Here is a 19,115-nt window from a genome sequence, read left to right on the forward strand (position 1 = left end):
CTTTCTTATATTATAAAAAAAGACTGAAGCAGAGGCTTCAGTCCTTTGTTGTTATTCAGCTAGTCCATTTTTATATGCATAAATTGCTGCTTGGGTCCGGTCTTCCACGCCCAGCTTCGCGAGAATATTCGTCACATGAAATTTCACAGTTTTGATTCCAATAATTAGTTGATCGGCAATATCCTGATTGGATTTACCTTGCGCCAACAGACGTAATACTTCCATCTCGCGCTCCGTAAGCTCTTTATAAGCAGGTGATTCTCCTTTTGCATTGTTTCGAAAACGGTTCATCATTTTAGAGGCCACCTGTGACTCAAGCACGGACTGTCCTCTTGCCGCAGCGCGGATCGCATCCGCCACTTCACTAGCCCGCGAAGTCTTCAGCAGATAACTAAAGGCGCCCGCTTCAATAACAGGATACATCTTTTCATCGTCCAAATAGCTTGTAAGAACAATAACTTTGATTTCTGGGTACTGCTTCATCAGCTGTTTAGTCGTTTCTATGCCATCCATCCCATCCATTACGAGATCCATTAAGACCACATCGGGATTGTACTCTTGAGCCAGCCGAATGCCTTCTTCTCCACTTCCAGCTTCACCTACGACCTCAATTCCATCCTCGGTACCTAAAACTGCTGCTAGCCCGATCCGTACCATTTCATGATCATCTACGAGTAGTACTTTAATTGCTTCCTCCATCTCCATGGTTACTCTTTCCTCCTATTATTCATTGACTAACGGAACGGTAATTTCAATACGCATCCCTTTACCCGGAGCGGTAATGAACTGAATGGAGCCTCCGATTTCATTAATCCGCTCCTGCATGTTCGACAAACCATAGGAAGCTTGTTTGGTGTCGTCCATCTCAAAGCCGATCCCATCATCACGCAACGTCAAGCGAACTGTATCTCCCCGTCTATGCAGCCGAATTTCCATTTTTTCTGCTTTCGCATGGCGAAGTGTATTAGAAATCGCCTCTTGGACGATACGGAACAAGTGATTCTCTACCCCTTTTAACAGCTGCACATCAGGGTCCATCTCAAATACAATTTCGATCGGTACCTTGACCTTAAGCTCCTTGATCAATTCCTGCAGACCTTGTTCGAGGCCCTTTCCTTCCAAATAAACAGGTCTCAAATGCAGCAGCAATGCCCTCATCTCCGATTGGGCTACGGCAGACATTTCTTCTATAAGCGCAATTTGCCGCTGGGCTTTATCGAAATCCTTCTCCAACGTCCGGCCTACCGCCGTGGCAGTCATGGAGATTGCAAATAGCTGCTGGGAAACAGCGTCGTGTAGTTCACGCGCAAGCCGCTGCCGTTCCTCCATAATAGCAGATACCCGCGCCTGCTCCGCAAGCTTCGCGTTATTCGTGGACAACCGCTGCAGCGTCGTCACTTGATTCTCCCATTTGCCGCTAATCCGGCCAAGCTGTTCTCCGAGCCTTCCCAGCTCATCATCACCTAGATCCGGCATGGACAGCGTCAAATTTCCCTTTTCCCATAATACGAGGGTCTGCCTAAGACGTTCCAACTGCCGCTTCACACGAAAGCTCTGATAAAAGCCATAACCAATCCCAAAGCCCATAGGCAGAAGAATTAGAGTGACGGCTGTCCGCACACCAAATTTCCAGCTTTCAAAAGGCTTCAAATAGCCATATGTATACATGACATACATTATCACAAGCAGCATGACCAAAGAGAACAGAGCCCCCTCACCCATGCTGCGTGATATCATGTTTTTGTTCTTTTTTTCCATGCGGGGGACTCTCCCTTCTCTATCAAGCTTTTCAGGATAATCGTACATCTAGATCTCCCATTAAATAAGAAACACTAAATTTCACTTTGTATTCACTGCTGTCATAATTAGCTGATTTCCAATTCAGACGGTTCAACATCCCTGTATCTCGCTGGTTGCCGAATTCAATGGACCCAAAGAGCACAAAAGCTTCAATTTCCACGCCGTAATCATCGGACAGGTTAATGTCCATATCGCCAAAAATCCCTTGAAACAGCATGACCGTTTCTTTATGATCCGCCATAGCTAATGAAAGATCCACATCGGCCTCACCCAGTACATGCCAAGAGCTAAGGCTGTGCATCACCCAAGGTGAGCGGTCCCAGTCAAATCTGGATGAAAAGTTCTGCTTCTGCATAAACCCTTCCTTGCGCTGCACTCTTTTGGATTTGGTAAAAAACATCCCAAGTGAGATTAAGCAAATCCCCAGCACGAGTACCAAATGGTCCAGCAAAAGCAATACAGCACCTATCCCGAGCAGTTTATAGCCCTGCTTTACTTTGCCTGATGTCGTACGGTAGACTCCCAGCAGCAGGAACAGAAGCGCGACAATGGAGAAAAAGCCGAGCCATCTACCAAAAATCATCATGCAGCCAACAGCAATCAGTCCGATGGCAATCAAACGGTTTCGTTTATCCATTTCGCACCTCCTGAAAGTTTTGCGAAGCAAAACTCATTTTATACTATCGGTTAGATATCCGTCACTATGATGAGGAATATTATCACCGTTAAATATTATAGCTAGCCGCTATAAAAGCCATATCGGTATGGAGATCCATACCGTATGGCTTCTTCTTGTCCAGCATATCATATCCGTCCAAGTTTTAGGAACAGGATTTATTGTTCTTTTTTGTTTAGAGAAGGAGCCGCAGGTGTATCATTCAGCTTGTTTTTCAGTAGCGCCAATTGCTCATCCACTTTCAGTTGCTTCTCAACATCAACGGGTTTGCTATAAGCAGCGGATGGGCTGTAAGGTGCACGCATTACATCTGCTTCAGCCTCAAGCTGCATAATTTTCTCTTCCATCCGGTGGAATCCGAGTGATGCACTGCCACTTTCAATGGAATGTACGCTGCTGATTTGCGACATTTGTTTTTTAGCTTTAGCCATTTGAGCACGGGATACAAGCTCGTTACGTTTGTTGCGCAGCTTGTAGAACTCATCCTTCATGTCATGCAGTTGTTGCACTAATTCCTTAGCGTGTACTTCAGCTTGTGCGTGAAGATCACTGTATTCCACTTGCTTTTGGTCAAAGTAGATTTTTTCTTCCAACAGCTTGCGAGTTACTTCTTCTTGGCCATTTTTCAGTGCCAGTTCAGCTTGTGATCCACGTTGTGCAGACATTTTTGCTGCTTCTTCCACACGTTGCTTCATACGGCGTTCGTTAGCCATTTGTTTAGCAACTGTTACTTCTGCTTCGTGAATTTCAGCCTCCATATCGCGCAGATATTGGTTAAGCATTACGATTGGGTCCTCTACCTTATCCAACAAGTCATTTACCGACGCTTTTGTCATATCTTTAATTCTTTGAAATACTCCCATGATTTACAATTCCCCTTTCTCATATTTAGACAGTTTTTGTTTGAGTTCTTCTACTTCTTTTTGCAAAGCCTTCTTCTCAATATCCTTCATCATCGCATCCAAACCGGAGTCCGGTGCGGAATAAGCGTTGTTCTTCTCAAAATTAGGATTGTAATTTGGCTGGCGTCCATAAGGTCCATATCCGCCAGTAGCTTGTGGTCCGTGTCCATGTTCCGGTCTGCCTGAGTAGGGTCCGCCGTATGGGCCACCCGGTGCCCCAGGCCCTGCTCCAAAAGGATTATAATGCGTCGGTTCCTTAGGAATGACCATTGCTGCAATGAAGTATACCGGAATCACCGCACCACCTGTGAACGGAATGCTGACCAGTAATAGAATCCGGAATAACGTGGAATCAATACCGAGTGTCTCAGATAATCCACCTGCAAGACCCGTCATCACTTTATCTCTAGTTGAACGATACAATCGACTCATAGCGTTACTCCTTTCCACCATTGTTCAGTTTCTCCTTTAGGCGAGCCATTTCTCTTTCGAGTACGGTCGCTACGGTCTCACCCGCTTGCACCGCATATTCCTGTCCCATGCGCCGCAAATCACGCAAGCTCTTTGCTTCTAATTCCCAATCCGACATCTGATCCTCCAGACGTCCGAACATTTTGGGAACATCACCACCATTGCCATAAGCACTGGCTCTTTGATTCATCCGTTGCTGCAATCGCAGCGACTCCATTCGTGCCGAATAATACTGACGTTTGCTGTACACCGTTTGATACTCTATTTTCAGCTCATTCAGCTGTGCTTCAAGTTCAAACAAGGATTGCTTGCTCTGTTCTAGCAGCCCGCTATATTGCTCCAGTTTTTCCTCGTGAATGATCTTTTCTTGTAAAGCCAGCTTCGCGAGATGATCCTCGCCTGCTTTCAGTGCCAACAACGCCTGCTCTTCACGTTTGTTTCTCATGGCAGTTGCTTGGTTCACTTGCTGCTGCAATTGCTTCGTGTGGGAAGCATATTGCTGGTACAGCCTTTCAGCTTCACTGATTTCCTCACGGGTTGAATGTAGAAATTGATCAATTAGTTTCACGGGATCTTGGCTTTGCTCCAGACGTTCGTTTAGATTAGCTACAGTAATATCCCTCATGCGACGAAAAACACTCATGATCTCCTGCTCCCTCCCTGCTTCTTGTTTAAGTACATTGCTTCTTAATAAGTACCATTGTTACTTCTGCCCTTTAATGCTGATACGCCCCAGACGATCAACGCCACTCCTAGAAGTGGTCCAATGATCCAGGAAAGCTTCGCGATCAGGGACATCACACCAATGAACATCAATACCCAACCGATAATCTTGCGTCCGCTCTTAATCCCGTAGTACCCGAGAACAACCAGCAATACCGGGAAAAGTAATCTGAACATTCCGTGGATCAGAGGAAGCGCAATGCCGAGCAGCATAACCGCACCAATCACAATCAGTACAACCGCTAATCCGTTTCCTTGTCTTCTTTGCATTTTTTCTCACCGCCTTTCGTTGTCCTTAACCTTATAGCCTTATTCTAGGGTAAATCGCAGACTTTCAAAACAGACCAACGACGGTTTTTCGTACTGGACCTTAGTCGAGGTAGCTGTACGACTACAGACCACTGTTGGGCTAGTTGTAGGTCATAACCAACCTTTGCACATATAAATGGGAATGCACCCATCAAAAATTAAAAGGACACCACCCTATATAGGTGATGCCCTTTTGAACTTTCCTTTAGGGTTAACTATGTGGCTCTTTATCAAAAAACCTCGCTCCGTAATCTTTCAATAATAGTCTTCTTAGATATGAAACCCACTTTCAAGTGCCTACTAAATAAAAATCTCGCTTTCGAATAAATCCCGAGAATGTATAATAATCAAATAAGAAACAAAGGAGAATTACTATGAACATACTGATCGTTGAGGACGACCGTAGTTTAAATAAAGGGATCGCTCTCACTCTTTCTCAAAACAATGTCATGATCCATCAAGCCTACGATATTGCCGCGGCGGAGCATATCTTCGCAGTTAACCCTATTGATCTCATCATTCTGGACATCAATCTGCCAGACGGCAGTGGGCTGGATTATTGCGAGCAACTACGCAAGACCTCAGATGTACCCATTATTTTCCTAACCGCCAATGATATGGAGTCTGACATTATCACCGGTTTTGCATTGGGCGGCGATGACTATATCACCAAACCATTCAGCCTAATGGTACTTCGCGCCAGAGTAATGGCAGTGCTCAGAAGAACGGAATCGCTAGGGACTGGAAAAATAACATTGGGTCCCTTAGAACTCGATTTTGAGAAACTGGAGTACAGCAAAAACAAACAATCGCTCCAGCTGAGCAAAACTGAGCAAAAACTGCTGCGGCTGCTGGTGACGAATACGGGCAATATTTTGACCCGAGAACAGCTGATAGACAAGATCTGGAGCAAGGATGCCGAATTTGTGGATGAAAACGCATTGACAGTAGCCATCAAACGGCTGCGTGCTAAACTTGAGGATGACCCGGCAGCGCCTAAATATATCAAGACCATCTACGGACTTGGATACATGTGGACTGAAGGGCAAAAACCATGAAAACCAATAGCCCACCTGCTAATTTCAAGCAAATTCATAGGCTCTTTTTACTGATCATCCTTATACTAGTGGCCTGTTTTATCGGCAGTATAATGTTTCTGTACGGGTTCGACCCCACTCTGCTCCAACTGACTTCTCTATTCATCATCTGTCTATTAGCAACAGGAGCCGTATGGGTCTGGTTATGGAACCGCCAGATCGCAAACTATATACAGACCTTGGATACAGCGATTGAGCGGGCAATACATGACCAGCCGCCACTCACTAACTATGAAGAAACCGCTCTATCTTCGATGGAACATAAACTAAAGCGGTATATAGGGATGGCTAAGGCGAATGAGCGAAATATTCAAACAGAGAAAAACAAAATAAAAGAGCTGATCTCGGATATTTCCCATCAAACCAAGACCCCCCTCTCTAATATCATGGTATTCAGTCAGTTGCTGGAAGAGATGCCCGGACTAAATGAGAATGTCCGGCACTACATACAGCATATTAAAGCGCAGTCAGATAAGTTGGATTGGCTGATCCAGTCTCTAATCAAATTATCACGTTTGGAAACAGGAATGATCTCACTACAGCAGATTGAGGCGAAACCGCTCATACAAACTCTGACGCAGGCTTTATCCCAGATTTATGCACAAGCGGAAAACAAACAAATTACGATCAATATTGACTGCGGGACACACATCTTAGCCTGCCACGATGTCAAATGGACAAGTGAAGCACTATTCAACCTGCTCGAGAATGCTGTGAAGTACACGCCGCATAGCGGACAAATCTCCGTTCTTGCTGAAAGCAACGAGATGTTCACCTGTATCCACCTTACCGATACTGGACTTGGAATCCCCAGCGAAGAAATCCCTCACATCTTTAAGCGATTTTACCGAGGAAAGCAAGCGCGTGAATTCGAGGGGGTCGGCATCGGGTTGTTTTTGTCCAGAGAGATTATCACGGCGCAAGGTGGCCATATCAACGTCATTTCTGAAACTGGAAAAGGTACAACTTTCTCTGTTTACCTGCCCCAGCGCTGAAATAGAATGTGTCATTATGGTCAGAATTCAGACACTCTCCTGTCAGATTGATTTGCTACCCTTAAATTATGGACAAACAGATCACATAGGAGGGGAAGAGTTATGCCGATTCTACAGACTGAAAATTTAAAAAAACACTATGGAAAGGTTGGCTCAAGCGTTAAGGCTTTGGACGGTATATCACTGTCAGTGGATAAAGGGGAGTTTGTCGCCATTGTCGGCACTAGCGGCAGCGGCAAAAGCACCCTTCTTCATATGCTTGGCGGATTAGATCGGGCAACAGAGGGCAAGGTTTACGTGGACGGGAATGATATTTTTGCGATGAGTGATGAGAAGCTGACCATTTTTCGGCGCAGATCGGTGGGGTTTGTTTTTCAGAACTATAATTTGGTACCCATACTAAATGTGCGGGAGAATATTGTGCTGCCCATTGAACTGGACGGTGGCAAAGTTGACGAAACTTATCTTGATCTGATCATCCGCACTTTAGGCTTGCAGGAAAAGATGAATACTCTACCTTCTAATCTGTCTGGCGGACAGCAGCAACGGGTGGCAATAGCCAGAGCATTGGCGACCAAACCTTCAATCATCTTAGCAGATGAACCTACAGGTAATCTGGACAGCAAAACAAGCCAAGAAGTGCTGATTTTACTTAAACAGATGAGCGAAAAATTCAACCAAACCATTGTGATGATCACACACAATGAACAAATCGCTCAAACTGCTGACCGTATTATCCGTATTGAAGATGGCATCATTTTCACTGGACAACCCCGTAGCTCCGGAGTGAGCCAGCCATGATCAGCACGAATAACCATAAGACTATTGCTACTTTAGCCAAAAAAAGCCTCAAAGCCAACCGTGCTCGCAATTTCACTATCATCTGTGCCATCGTACTGACTACGCTTTTGATCACCACCGTGTTTACCTTGGCGCTCAGTATTAACAAATCGATGCAACGCGCACAAATGCAGACTACTGGCAGCGATTATCATGGAAGCTTCAAATATCTGAATCCTGCCGAGTTGGAGAAGCTGAAGAATCAACCATCCATCAAAGAGTATGGCGTTTTTCTTAAGGTTGGCGATATAAGCACCAGTCTGTTCAAGAATAACCGGGTAGAGGTCCTTCGAATTGACGAGAATTATGCCAAACACGGATTTATCAACTTTATAGCTGGCGGACTGCCCTCCCAAGAGAATGAAATCGTCCTAAATACTTGGGCGCTTGACTTGCTTGGAACAAAACATGAGTTAGGCCAGACTGTGAAGCTGGATATAGACATTGGTGAAAAAGTCATAAGCCAAGACTTTAAGCTCTCCGGGTATTACGAAACCGATCAAAATTTGGCGATGTCAGGATTAGCTTTTGTATCCGAAGCATTTACACAGAAGAACATTTCCCATATTGACCCGGATATCTCTGAGGCAACGGGTTCTTATGTAAACACCGCAGGTCTAGGGGTGATGTTTAACAATTCTTATAATATTGAAAAGAAGGTACAAAAGATTTTGACGGACACCGGCCTGGATGTACCTTATGGTGTCAATCCGGCTTATACAAGTGTGTCTCTCTCCGATAATCTAATGAATATCATTCCTTATGCAGTTGTCATTCTTATCACCATGCTGAGCGGCTATTTACTAATCTACAATATCTTTTTTATTTCCGTCGTGCGGGATGTCAAATTTTATGGCCTGCTAAAGACCATCGGTACCACACCCCGACAACTAAAAAAGATCATCTCCATTCAGGCCCGCTCACTTTATCTAGTCGCATTGCCTTTTGGATTGGGGTTGGGATATCTGCTAGGTCTGCTGATTCTCCCTATGACCTCCTCATTTTTAAACGGTTCTACTGATAATGTCTATTCTGCTAGCCCGTGGATATTTATTGGTGCAGCAGCATTCTCGTTTATGACCGTATGGATCGCCGCAAGCAAACCGGGCCGGATGGCTTCGCGAACCTCGCCGGTAGAGGCTGTAAAATTTGCCGGAGTCAGCAGCGGCGGAAGACGGAACGCCAAAAAATCAAAACATGGCGCAAAACTTCACAACATGGCGTTCTCCAACCTGTTCAGAAGCAAAAAGAAGCTGATCCTGATGCTCTCTTCACTCTCCTTGAGTATCATCTTGTTCAGTACCATTTTCACAGTAATTTCCTCACTGGATGTGAACAAATATCTGACTTCCTTTATCTCCGGTGATTTTTTGGTTCAGAATGAAGTGTTAGTCAGTATTACAGGGCCTCGAGACGGTGATCCATACAAGCTTTCAGAGGATTTCGCCAACAATCTAAGTAAAATTGACGGTGTAGAAAGTGTTGATAAGGTTTACCACAGATATGTTCCATCTCCTGTCGATGATGCTGTCCGGGCTATTTTGGAGCCAATGGCAGCTGCTGATCCACATCCCTATCTTCTCTCCACTTTAGATAAGAGGGGGGTGATCTACAATAATTTATATGGATTAGATCCGGGCTGGTTTGATCTTGTGGACAAGGATATTATTGAAGGGGAGTTTAACAGGCAGAAGTTTGCTTCAGGAAAATATGCGGTCATAGCTGAGGCCATGTTTATAGAAGAAGATAGCTACCGCGCCTATTATCATCCTGGAGATACAGTCACTTTCGAGAAGTCGGGTAAATCTTATGAAGTGATGGCAGTAGTAAAAAATGATGCAGTATATGCTGCCACAACAAAATCTTTCTCTTTGTTAGGGTACAACGTCTTCCTCCCTGCTTCGGAGCTGCAGAAGGAAATGCCGCAAGGTACAGATCCAGCCAATATTGTTTCAGCCACACTACATGTCGATCCAGCTAAAATGGATTTAGTAGAACAAGCAGCCAAGGCTCTAACAGATTCGACAAATGAATTATCCTTGAAATCCAGGGAGGATTATAAAGATGAGCTCGGTGGATTCATTCGCATTTTTCAAACCGTGGGGTATGGGCTCAGCCTGGTCATTGCTCTAATCGGGGTGCTGAATTATATCAACACTGTACTCACCGGGGTAGTCTCACGCCGCAATGAATTTGCCATGCTGGAGAGTATTGGCATGACCAAAAAGCAGCTAAAACGTATGCTGATCCTTGAAGGATTATACACCGTTTTGCTAACCGTCCTCATAACCTCAACATTAGGTGTATTGCTGACCTATAACCTTTCCAAAAGCATCACGGAAAATATGGCCTTTATGGTATTTCAGATGAGTTGGCTGCCGTTTATCCTCACCGTTCCTATTTTGTTAATTCTCGCTTACACAGTGACACTGAGAGCCTATAAAACGTTATCCCAAGCATCCATAGTGGAACGGCTGAGAGAAGCCGAGTAATGTAAGACACACCTAAATAGTCCTATTACAAAAAGGGCAGCCCGGTAAATATCGCCGGGCTGCCCTTTTTTTATAGATCCATATTCAGCTTATTTAAACGCAGGCAACGCAATATCCGCGTAATTATCCTCAAGGAACTTCTTCACTTCAGGACCGCTGATCCGTTTAGCCAGCTTTTGAATGGCGTCAGAATCCTTGTTGTCTTCACGTGCCACCAAAGTAATTGTGAATTCGGAATCTTCGCCTTCCGTAATCAGCGCATCTTTCTTCGGTGTCAATCCTAGTGGGCTCGCATAAGCCGGAGTCATGGCTACTAAATCGCCATCATCAAGCATACGGGCCAGCATTAGGAGATCGACTTCTTCAAACTTGAATTTTTTTGGATTCTCAGTAATGTCTGCTTGTGTGGCTTGAATGCCTACGCCTTCTTTTAGCTTAATAAGATCAGCTGCAGCGAACATTTGCAATGAACGACCGATGTTAGATGGATCATTAGCCATTACAAGCGTAGCCCCTTCAGGAAGATCAGCTATAGTCTTGTAACGTTTGGAGTATCCGCCATAAATAGCGTCATAGACAGGCTGTACCTCTACCAGATTAGAGCCTTTGCTTTCATTATATTGCTTCATATAAGGAACGTGTTGGAAAAAGTTAGCGTCTACCTCTTTATTAGCTAAAGCCTCATTAGGCTGCACATTGTCAGAGAGAACAACGATCTCCAGATCAATGCCATCTTCCTTAAGGAGCGGCTTCACAATATCCAGAATTTCTGTCATAGGTGGGATCAGTGTAGCGATCTTTAATTTGGTTAACTCATCATTACTACCTTTTGCAGCATTATTCTCGGCTGCTTTATTAGAGCCACAACCCGCTACGACCAATACCATTAATGTAAGCACAAGTATCATTGATTTTTTCATTAGTACTACTAACCCCCAGTTTATATATTGAACTATTTTGTATTAACGCTTATCCAACAGCCTTGCGATAGTCCCCCCAGTGAACTGAACCAATTGGACCAATACAATCATCACTAGAATGGCATAGATCATCACTTCCGTCTCAAAACGCTGATAACCATAACGGATAGCGAAATCACCAACCCCTCCCCCACCAACAACTCCCATCACGGTCGAGAAGGAGATAAAACTAATTGTAGAAGTAGTAAGTCCAAGGACTAGACCCGAACGAGCTTCCACGTACAAAAATTTAAAGATCAAGCCCAGCCTCGAGGCTCCCATCGATAATGCTGCTTCAATGACCCCTTTAGGAACCTCCAGCAACGACTGCTCCACTAACCGAGCATAATAGGCAATAGCGATTATAGATAATGGAACCGCTGCTGCAATCGTCCCAATGGCGGTCCCGACCAGGAAACGAGTGACTGGAATTAGCGCAACGACCAGCAGCAGGAACGGAAACGAGCGGATAATATTAACGATACTGTTGAGCACCAGAGACAACGTTGTATTCTCATAAAGCTGCCCTTTTCGGAAAAAAAACAACAAGGTGCCCAGCGGAAGCCCCAGCAGTACTGCCGCCCCAACAGAAATACCAACCATCACAAAGGTTTCACCGATCGAATCCCACATCTGTGCCTGATATTGAAGTACACTGTCAAACATGACCTTCCCCCGCTTTACCAAGAATCTGATCGCGGTATGTCCCGGTGCTGGCTGCTGCTGGACGGAATTCACCGTCTTCACGAGAGAATGAATCTACAATGCGCCCTTTTTCCATCACCGATACATGAGTACATATGCTTTTGACAACATCCATCTCATGCGTAACAATAACAACCGTTACTCCAAGACTTGAATTCACATGCTTCAGCACGTTCAAGATATCAGTAGTGGTTCCTGGGTCCAGAGAGGACGTTGGCTCGTCACATAGCAATATTCCCGGACTGTTCACTAGCGCGCGGGCAATCGCAACACGCTGACGTTGTCCTCCGCTGAGCTGTGCCGGATATTGTTTTGCCTTATCTGCCAGTCCAACAAAATCCAGACACTCCTTCACACGTTTCATTCGTTCATGCTTTGGGACATCTGCCAGCTCCAGCGGGATCGAAACATTCCGCTCTACTGTGACGTTATAAACAAGATTAAATTGTTGAAAGATCATTCCAATCTTTTGCCTTGCTTTACGCAGTGCTTTACTAGGCATTTCGGTCAGGTTGTGGCCATCTACAGTAACCGTTCCCTGATCCGGCTGTTCCAGAAGATTCATCAGTCGCAGCAGCGTAGATTTCCCCGCACCACTCTCACCAATGATCCCGTGAATGGATCCCTGCTTTACCTCCAGCGATACCTCATCCACAGCCTGATAGATGCCTTCCTTCAGCTTGAACCCTTTACTTACCCGACTCAGCGACAGTATTAGAAGCTCCCCCTTCCTTTCCCTTATATAATGAACCTCCATGAAGTGAGACATTGTATTACAATTTTCTAAAATCTGTTTTATTAAAAATCTCCTTAAATAATAAGACATTTCTTCTGCTGTGTCATCATTTTTATTTAAATGATATACCAGGAAGTTTGATAAAAACCTAAAAACCCTTTATACCGGGCTCTTTTTACACATTTATTAACAAAATAAAAAGGGTTAGCAAAGGTAATCCTTCCCTCTTGAAATCATGATTCTCCTATTGCCCCACCACTAAACGCTCCACTGTTAATATAGCCATATTTGGTTTTTTTTAGTGTATGAAATGCAGTTAAAGCTACATTTGGTTCGTTGGAGTGTGATTTAAAGACCTGCTGTTACGCAAAAAAGGATGTCTAAGCCGGTAGCTTAAGACATCCCATAATTCATATAGTAATCCCTGAATCCCTGATCTATCGAGTCCCATACTCGCTAAATCTTTTATGCCTTTTCGCCAAGCTCTCTGCGAATCTTCAAGAACACTTGGTAGCTGCGTTCCGCACATTCCGAAATCGCAATCGGATGAAATCCGGGCAGATCCGCATATAACGTATCGTGAAGCGGTTCAATCCATGAAGCCGGCAACTTACTTGCTCCAAGCTTCGCTCCCATAATTGAGCCCACAGTTGCCCCGTTACAGTCTGTATCCATTCCACCGTATACGGAAGTGACGACTGTTTTTTCAAAATCATTCCCGCCATAAACAAGCGACGCGGCTACAAGAGCAGCATTATTATTTGTATGGACCGCATCATAGTGGCTAAAAGTATCCCAAATGTTACGAACCAAGTCCCGCTCGCTTTTGGCCTTCTGCGCAATATCTATCCCCCGCAAAACATCACTGGCAAGACGACTGGTACGCGGAATCTCACTAAGGCCAATCTCTAGGATCCGTTCATTATCCTTCTCTGCAAAAGCTGCCGATATCATCGCCGCATTAAACATCTCACCGTAGATGCCATTTTTCACATGTGAAAATGAAGCATCACGCCAGCCTAATTCTGCCGCAAGCTCAGGATAACCTGCTGCACCATAAGCCAGTCCATCTGCGCGTATAGCGGCACCAATCCACTCGCGGTAAGGGTTTAAGTGCATCCGCACTCTTTCCTGCCGCACCAGCCAATCCGCAGGCTTCTCGCCATGCAGATGAGAGGTCTCCTGCGCAAAATTCATATATGACTGTGTCTCCGCCGTGCACACCTGACTATATGTTAAATGTGTATGCCACAGCTTTCCGATATCCCAAGAATCCCAGTTCAGACCTTTCTGTTCCAGCAGCATAAGACCCAGGACAGTGTAACGAATATCGTCATCGCTTTCCATATACTTGATCGTCTCGCGGGTACTGGCATGTGTCCATTCGCTTAAGCCAAGACCATATTCAGCCTCTGCCCGTGAATGCCCAGGCGTATAGCCAGTAATTGGCCAGGCGTCCGCACCCTGAAACCATAGCTCAATATTCTCCCAGCCCGGACGGCCATCTTTCCCATAGAGATAGTCCCAATACTCCAGCGGTTTCCCGAGTGCGCAGCCGACACTTCTACCGAGCCAGGCTCCATAGAACTTATCTCTCCATTCCGCTTCGCTCCAGTCCGCCTCAAGCTTACGTGGGCCTTCTGGACGTAGTTGACGAATCTCCTCCAGAGAGGATGGCTCTTGATACGGAAAATCCTCACTGATCGTAAGCTCCATTAGCTCATTGTATACCTGCATCAGCTTGAGCTCCTCAGCACCAGCAGCCGCTAGCTTATCCGCGAACCCATCAATCTCGCAACCTTCTTCTCCACGCTGAGCAATTTCAAACTGCACGGTCTCTTGAAGTCTCTCCCATCCTGCCATAGGCTACTTCCCTTCAGCCGCTAGCAGCAGCTCTTGATCAAGCTTTTCCAGTGAATCAAAGATCAGCTTCATAAATGCTTCCCGGTCAACTCCCACCAATACTTGCACATTCGCTGGACGATCCGTCTTCTTCCGTCTGTCTGCAACTGTCATTCCCCGCGTCAGCTTGCCTTCTGTCTCCACCGTTACATATAGATGCTCAAATTCAAATAGTTCCGGATGCAGCAGCCAGGCAACAGCACATGGATCATGCAGCGCACTGCCGACATAGCCCATTTTTTTACCGTAAATCGAATAGAAATCCAGCAATTCTCCGACCATTGTAGACACTGGTCCCCGCTCTTTCAATGCTAGGATCTCATCTTCAAAAATAGCAGCCTTATCGGTCACATCCAGACCACTCATTGTGATCGGAATCCCCGACTCAAACACAATACGGGCTGCTTCAGGATCTACATAGATATTAAACTCCGCAGTAGAGGTGACATTCCCATAAGAGATACCTCCGCCCATCAGTGAGATTTTTTCAATTCTGTCTTTAATCTCTGGATAAGCCGTGATTAGCAGTGCGATATTTGTTAAAGGAGCCATCGGCACGAGCGTAATCTTCTCCTCTGAAGAACGGATGATATTCAGCATAAACTCCACAGCACCCTGCTCTACAGGGCGGAATTTACTTGGGGGCAAAAGCGGCCCATCCATGCCCGATTCACCATGCGCTTCCTCACCTGTAACAAGCTTGCCGAACAGTGGGCCAGCAGCCCCTTTAGCTACAGGAATGTCAGCATTCACGAAGCTGATCACCTTCAGGGCGTTTTCCGTGATTTTATCTAAAATTTGGTTTCCACCAACCGTTGTAATCCCGCGCAGATCTAACTTCTCCGAATTTGCTATGGCAAGCAGTATCGCTATTGCGTCATCATGCCCTGGATCGCAGTCAATAATAATAGGTGTTGGCATAGTTACTCACTCCTTGTCTGTGTATCAATCATTTCAATCGCTATTTAACTAGCGGGCTTTTAAGTTTTTTATTCTTTTTTCGTGTCTCAGATACTGCGTAGATCACAAGTCCAATTACTGTGGCTACATAAGGTAGAGTAGCGATTAGCTCCGCAGGAATCTTCAACACCTGTAGAGCATTCGACAATGCATCTGCAGTACCAAATAATAAAGAGGTCAGCGCCGTGCCTACGGTCGTACTTCTTCCCATCGACTCAGCGGCAATGGCAATCCAGCCCCGGCCAGCGATCATATCGCGGGTAAACAGTGACAAATACCCCATCGACATATAAGCACCGCCTAAACCGGCAAAAAATCCGCTAAGCAGCAAAGCCATATACTGTATTTTCACAACACTTACACCCACGGATTGAGCCGCATGTGGATTTTCGCCCACTGAACGAATGCGCAGTCCAAGCGGTGTACGATTTAATAGATAGTAGACAACAAACACAGCCAATATAGAAACATACGTCAGAATGTGATGCCCCGATAAAATAGGTCCAAGCACCGGGATATCCTTCAACAAAGGAATCTGGACACTAGGCAAAACTTTACTCGCCAGAGAAGTGGAAGAACCCTTGTCGCCACTAAGCAGATAGAGGATAAACACAGTTCCTCCCGAAGCGAACATATTAATGGCCACACCCCCGAGAATGATATGTGTTTTGAATTTCAGGGTGAAAAAAGCTAATATTCCAGCGATCAATGTTCCAGACAGCACCGCCCCAAGCAGACCTACCCACGCGCTATGCGTATAGCTGCTTATGATGACACCCGCTAAAGCGGCAACAAGCATGATGCCCTCCATCCCAATGTTAATGATCCCTGCACGGTTGGAGATGAGTGCGCCGAGCGCGGCGAACAGAATCGGAGTCGTCACGCGAAGGACAGAGAACGCAAAGTCAGTTGTAAAAATTACATCAAACAAACTATTCACGCTTCCTTCGCCTCCTTCAAGAGCATCCGATTTTTCCAGAACTTCAGAAATTGCTCAGCCGAAATCAGAAGAATGATAATTGCCTGTATAATTGAGATCATCTCTGAAGGTACATCAGACAGTCGCGACATCATGTCAGCCCCAATTCGAATGTACGCTAGGAACAATGCAGAGCCGATTACGGACAGCGGATTATTTTTGGCTAACATCGCTACAAGGGCACCATCCAAACCATAACCAGGCAGTGACGTCCATTGGAAACGGTTATACATCCCCAGCACTTCTACGGAACCCCCCATACCTGCGATAAAACCTGCAATCAAGTGAACGAGAATAATAACCTTGGCTGTCTTCATACCGGAATAACGGGCAAAGTCCCGGTTGATGCCTGTCATGCGCAGCTCATATCCCCATTTCGTTTTGTATAGGAATAGATGAGCTGCAATAATAAGCACGATAACGATAATAAGACCGGTATGAATCCGGGTGCCCGAGACCATTTTACTCAGCAGTGCCGTTTTCTCGAATTTGTAGGATACATTGGCAAAAGCTTTAGCATCACGTAGATGATAGTTCAGTAGGTATAGCCCTACTCCGAACAAAATATTATTGAACATTAAGGATGTAACCAACTCATTAGCATTCCATTTTGCCTTCAGAATACCAGGTATTGCCGAGAGCAAGGCTCCAACAATTGAACCTGCAGCAATAGCTACCATCGGATGCAGCCAGCCGTCCAACGTTAAATGAATAGCCAATACGGAAGTTACAACACCGGAGAAATAGAAAATCCCTTCAGCTCCCAGGTTGAACATATTGGCTCGAAACAACAAGGATACTGCCAACCCAGTGAACATGAGCGGAATCGCCATCTCAATCACATTACCAATATGACCTTTACTGGATAACGGCTCTAATAGGAATATACCAATCGTCTTCACAGGCTGATTACTGACCAAAGAGATGATCAGAAAGGCAATAGCGAGTGCAATAACGATTACCGCCGATGTCCGAATGTACTCAAAATATTTAACTTTAAACATGATTTACGGCCCTCCCGATGTGCTCCTCGTTCTGTCGATGAATCCCCAGCATATAAAGACCTAATTCTTCCTCACTAACCTTAGATGGCTCCTCGAAAAAGGCAACAATCTTACCCTCGTACATCACTAACAGACTATCGCTGATCTCCAAGATCTCATTCAAATCTGCCGACACTAACAAAATCGCGCAATCGTCTGAACGTAATTCCAACAACTTTTGATGTATAAACTGGGCTGCGCCTATATCCACACCCCGTGTCGGCTGTTCTGCAATAAGCAGCTGCGGTTCAGTCGAACACTCTCTAGCTACGACTACCTTCTGCATGTTACCACCTGACAACATTCCTATGGGCTGAGAAGGTCCTGAACAGCGGACTTTAAATTCCTCTACAAGGGATACTGCTAGCTTGGCAATTCGTGAGCCATTCAAAAAAAGACCTTTATTCATTGCTTTTGTACGATACTGAGTAGATAGCAGATTATCAGCTATGCTTGCCTCACTAGCGATCCCTTGCCGCATCCGATCCTCCGGTATATAGGAAACGCCTAGCTTACGAATATCCAAAATATCCGATTCACGGATATCCTTTCCCTTCACTAGTACAGAGCCCTGACTTGAGACACCTCTCAAGCTACCTGTAAGAGCTTCAATGAGCTGTGTCTGCCCGTTGCCTTCTACACCAGCAATCCCAACGATCTGCCCACCACGTACCGCAAAATTGATATCCGACAATAATGCTTTGCCATCTGCATCATTCACACTGAGTCCCTGCACCGTTAGTACTGGCTCACTAACAGCCAGAATCTCTTTGTCATATTTCAGCACGACGTCTCTGCCGACCATTAGTCGCGAGATTTCCTGTTCTGTCACATCCTGTGTTTGAAAAACACCTTCACTACGGCCGCTGCGCATAATCGTAATTCTGTCGCAAATCGCTTTGACTTCCTTTAATTTGTGCGAAATAAAAACTATCGTATGACCCTGTTCCCTTAATTGCTTAAGCTCGCGGAACAATTCCTCTGTTTCCTGTGGAGTCAACACCGCAGTCGGCTCATCAAGCACCAGAATTTTCGCACCACGCAGCAGCGCCTTAAGAATCTCAACCTTTTGCTTCATCCCAACTGTAAGATCCTCTACTTTTGCTTTAGGATCCACGGCCAGATTGTATTTCCTTGCGGTCTCTTCCGTCATGCGCACAGCCTCGGCATAATTAATGCCAACTCCTCTGCGCGGCTCCATACCCAGCACCATATTCTCTGCCACCGTAAACGAAGGTACCAACATGAAATGCTGGTGGACCATGCCGATGCCTCTATCAATGGCGTCCTGAGCGGATTGCAGCTTCACTTTTTCACCCTTGATATAGATCTCGCCTTCACTTGGCTCTTCCATGCCGAACATAATTTTCATTAAAGTCGATTTACCAGCACCGTTCTCACCTGCAATCGCATGTATTTCTCCCTCACGTAAAGAAAAATGCACGTCTTTATTTGCAACGACGCCATTGGGATATACCTTGGTAATTCCCCGCATTTCCAGCAGAGCTTTGTACATAGGTCTCAAC

Annotated in this window: 19 protein-coding genes; 4 read left to right on the top strand and 15 right to left on the bottom strand. The window is 45.4% G+C overall.

The annotated features are described in order from the left end of the window. Positions 1–51: 51 nt before the first annotated feature. The 7 genes from NSQ66_RS26025 to NSQ66_RS26055 all read right to left on the bottom strand — a co-directional run bounded on the left by NSQ66_RS26025 (position 52) and on the right by NSQ66_RS26055 (position 4,842). Positions 52–705: a response regulator transcription factor gene (locus tag NSQ66_RS26025; RefSeq protein ID WP_036685532.1), complete on the bottom strand. Its 654-nt coding sequence runs from the start codon at positions 703–705 to the stop codon at positions 52–54. An 18-nt stretch (positions 706–723) separates the two neighbouring features. Further along, a complete protein-coding gene (locus tag NSQ66_RS26030) occupies positions 724–1,758 on the bottom strand; it encodes a sensor histidine kinase (RefSeq protein WP_339279470.1) in 1,035 nt (344 codons plus the stop codon). A 31-nt stretch (positions 1,759–1,789) separates the two neighbouring features. Beyond that, a complete protein-coding gene (gene liaF, locus NSQ66_RS26035; RefSeq protein WP_036685537.1) occupies positions 1,790–2,437 on the bottom strand; it encodes a cell wall-active antibiotics response protein LiaF in 648 nt (215 codons plus the stop codon). Positions 2,438–2,634: 197 nt separating this feature from the next. Beyond that, a complete protein-coding gene (locus NSQ66_RS26040) occupies positions 2,635–3,339 on the bottom strand; it encodes a PspA/IM30 family protein (protein ID WP_036685540.1) in 705 nt (234 codons plus the stop codon). A gap of 3 nt (positions 3,340–3,342) precedes the next feature. Further along, the gene (locus NSQ66_RS26045; RefSeq protein ID WP_076098848.1) at positions 3,343–3,810 is read right to left on the bottom strand and encodes a PspC domain-containing protein; all 468 of its coding nucleotides are present in this window, start codon (positions 3,808–3,810) and stop codon (positions 3,343–3,345) included. A 4-nt stretch (positions 3,811–3,814) separates the two neighbouring features. After that, complete coding sequence (locus NSQ66_RS26050; RefSeq protein ID WP_036685541.1) at positions 3,815–4,492, bottom strand: PspA/IM30 family protein; 678 nt, start codon at positions 4,490–4,492, stop codon at positions 3,815–3,817. Positions 4,493–4,536: 44 nt separating this feature from the next. Continuing rightward, the gene (locus NSQ66_RS26055) at positions 4,537–4,842 is read right to left on the bottom strand and encodes a hypothetical protein (RefSeq protein ID WP_036685544.1); all 306 of its coding nucleotides are present in this window, start codon (positions 4,840–4,842) and stop codon (positions 4,537–4,539) included. Between the two features lie 413 nt (positions 4,843–5,255). Between NSQ66_RS26055 and NSQ66_RS26060 the strand changes: the two genes are divergently transcribed. The 4 genes from NSQ66_RS26060 to NSQ66_RS26075 all read left to right on the top strand — a co-directional run bounded on the left by NSQ66_RS26060 (position 5,256) and on the right by NSQ66_RS26075 (position 10,305). Continuing rightward, complete coding sequence (locus tag NSQ66_RS26060) at positions 5,256–5,939, top strand: response regulator transcription factor (RefSeq protein WP_076213711.1); 684 nt, start codon at positions 5,256–5,258, stop codon at positions 5,937–5,939. Continuing rightward, positions 5,936–6,973, top strand: coding sequence for a HAMP domain-containing sensor histidine kinase (locus NSQ66_RS26065; RefSeq protein ID WP_076141815.1), 1,038 nt, complete (start codon positions 5,936–5,938; stop codon positions 6,971–6,973). Before NSQ66_RS26060 ends, NSQ66_RS26065 begins: the two co-directional genes overlap by 4 nt. A gap of 102 nt (positions 6,974–7,075) precedes the next feature. Next, the gene (locus NSQ66_RS26070) at positions 7,076–7,774 is read left to right on the top strand and encodes an ABC transporter ATP-binding protein (protein ID WP_076098832.1); all 699 of its coding nucleotides are present in this window, start codon (positions 7,076–7,078) and stop codon (positions 7,772–7,774) included. Beyond that, complete coding sequence (locus NSQ66_RS26075; RefSeq protein ID WP_076141816.1) at positions 7,771–10,305, top strand: FtsX-like permease family protein; 2,535 nt, start codon at positions 7,771–7,773, stop codon at positions 10,303–10,305. Before NSQ66_RS26070 ends, NSQ66_RS26075 begins: the two co-directional genes overlap by 4 nt. Before the next feature lie 89 nt (positions 10,306–10,394). Here NSQ66_RS26075 and NSQ66_RS26080 read toward each other — a convergent pair whose 3' ends face one another. The 8 genes from NSQ66_RS26080 to NSQ66_RS26115 form a co-directional block, all read right to left on the bottom strand. Then, the gene (locus NSQ66_RS26080) at positions 10,395–11,225 is read right to left on the bottom strand and encodes a MetQ/NlpA family ABC transporter substrate-binding protein (RefSeq protein ID WP_036685556.1); all 831 of its coding nucleotides are present in this window, start codon (positions 11,223–11,225) and stop codon (positions 10,395–10,397) included. A gap of 42 nt (positions 11,226–11,267) precedes the next feature. Then, positions 11,268–11,930 (bottom strand): methionine ABC transporter permease, encoded by a 663-nt coding sequence (locus tag NSQ66_RS26085; protein ID WP_076141817.1) that lies wholly within the window; start codon positions 11,928–11,930, stop codon positions 11,268–11,270. Next, complete coding sequence (locus tag NSQ66_RS26090) at positions 11,923–12,684, bottom strand: ATP-binding cassette domain-containing protein (RefSeq protein ID WP_081384339.1); 762 nt, start codon at positions 12,682–12,684, stop codon at positions 11,923–11,925. The genes NSQ66_RS26085 and NSQ66_RS26090 overlap by 8 nt, the downstream gene beginning before the upstream one ends. A 486-nt stretch (positions 12,685–13,170) precedes the next feature. Continuing rightward, entirely contained in the window at positions 13,171–14,568 is a 1,398-nt protein-coding gene (locus tag NSQ66_RS26095) for an ADP-ribosylglycohydrolase family protein (RefSeq protein WP_076213714.1), read from the bottom strand. A gap of 3 nt (positions 14,569–14,571) precedes the next feature. After that, positions 14,572–15,528 (bottom strand): nucleoside hydrolase, encoded by a 957-nt coding sequence (locus NSQ66_RS26100; RefSeq protein ID WP_076213717.1) that lies wholly within the window; start codon positions 15,526–15,528, stop codon positions 14,572–14,574. A gap of 40 nt (positions 15,529–15,568) precedes the next feature. After that, on the bottom strand, positions 15,569–16,507 hold the full coding sequence (locus NSQ66_RS26105; protein ID WP_036685567.1) for an ABC transporter permease: 939 nt from the start codon (positions 16,505–16,507) through the stop codon (positions 15,569–15,571). After that, a complete protein-coding gene (locus NSQ66_RS26110; protein WP_076213720.1) occupies positions 16,504–17,550 on the bottom strand; it encodes an ABC transporter permease in 1,047 nt (348 codons plus the stop codon). The genes NSQ66_RS26105 and NSQ66_RS26110 overlap by 4 nt, the downstream gene beginning before the upstream one ends. Further along, positions 17,543–19,105, bottom strand: coding sequence for an ABC transporter ATP-binding protein (locus tag NSQ66_RS26115; RefSeq protein WP_076213723.1), 1,563 nt, complete (start codon positions 19,103–19,105; stop codon positions 17,543–17,545). The genes NSQ66_RS26110 and NSQ66_RS26115 overlap by 8 nt, the downstream gene beginning before the upstream one ends. Positions 19,106–19,115: the final 10 nt, after the last annotated feature.

This window comes from Paenibacillus sp. FSL H3-0329, assembly GCF_037963285.1.
In the GTDB taxonomy this organism is placed as follows: domain Bacteria; phylum Bacillota; class Bacilli; order Paenibacillales; family Paenibacillaceae; genus Paenibacillus_AQ; species Paenibacillus_AQ odorifer.

What these genes read in the sequence shown, in the direction of transcription:
- NSQ66_RS26025 (WP_036685532.1), bottom strand. Translation starts at nt 705, where the DNA reads ATGGAGATGGAGGAAGCAATTAAAGTACTACTCGTAGATGATCATGAA.
- NSQ66_RS26030 (WP_339279470.1), bottom strand. Translation starts at nt 1,758, where the DNA reads ATGGAAAAAAAGAACAAAAACATGATATCACGCAGCATGGGTGAGGGG.
- liaF (WP_036685537.1), bottom strand. Translation starts at nt 2,437, where the DNA reads ATGGATAAACGAAACCGTTTGATTGCCATCGGACTGATTGCTGTTGGC.
- NSQ66_RS26040 (WP_036685540.1), bottom strand. Translation starts at nt 3,339, where the DNA reads ATGGGAGTATTTCAAAGAATTAAAGATATGACAAAAGCGTCGGTAAAT.
- NSQ66_RS26045 (WP_076098848.1), bottom strand. Translation starts at nt 3,810, where the DNA reads ATGAGTCGATTGTATCGTTCAACTAGAGATAAAGTGATGACGGGTCTT.
- NSQ66_RS26050 (WP_036685541.1), bottom strand. Translation starts at nt 4,492, where the DNA reads ATGAGTGTTTTTCGTCGCATGAGGGATATTACTGTAGCTAATCTAAAC.
- NSQ66_RS26055 (WP_036685544.1), bottom strand. Translation starts at nt 4,842, where the DNA reads ATGCAAAGAAGACAAGGAAACGGATTAGCGGTTGTACTGATTGTGATT.
- NSQ66_RS26060 (WP_076213711.1), top strand. Translation starts at nt 5,256, where the DNA reads ATGAACATACTGATCGTTGAGGACGACCGTAGTTTAAATAAAGGGATC.
- NSQ66_RS26065 (WP_076141815.1), top strand. Translation starts at nt 5,936, where the DNA reads ATGAAAACCAATAGCCCACCTGCTAATTTCAAGCAAATTCATAGGCTC.
- NSQ66_RS26070 (WP_076098832.1), top strand. Translation starts at nt 7,076, where the DNA reads ATGCCGATTCTACAGACTGAAAATTTAAAAAAACACTATGGAAAGGTT.
- NSQ66_RS26075 (WP_076141816.1), top strand. Translation starts at nt 7,771, where the DNA reads ATGATCAGCACGAATAACCATAAGACTATTGCTACTTTAGCCAAAAAA.
- NSQ66_RS26080 (WP_036685556.1), bottom strand. Translation starts at nt 11,225, where the DNA reads ATGAAAAAATCAATGATACTTGTGCTTACATTAATGGTATTGGTCGTA.
- NSQ66_RS26085 (WP_076141817.1), bottom strand. Translation starts at nt 11,930, where the DNA reads ATGTTTGACAGTGTACTTCAATATCAGGCACAGATGTGGGATTCGATC.
- NSQ66_RS26095 (WP_076213714.1), bottom strand. Translation starts at nt 14,568, where the DNA reads ATGGCAGGATGGGAGAGACTTCAAGAGACCGTGCAGTTTGAAATTGCT.
- NSQ66_RS26100 (WP_076213717.1), bottom strand. Translation starts at nt 15,528, where the DNA reads ATGCCAACACCTATTATTATTGACTGCGATCCAGGGCATGATGACGCA.
- NSQ66_RS26110 (WP_076213720.1), bottom strand. Translation starts at nt 17,550, where the DNA reads ATGTTTAAAGTTAAATATTTTGAGTACATTCGGACATCGGCGGTAATC.
- NSQ66_RS26115 (WP_076213723.1), bottom strand. Translation starts at nt 19,105, where the DNA reads ATGTACAAAGCTCTGCTGGAAATGCGGGGAATTACCAAGGTATATCCC.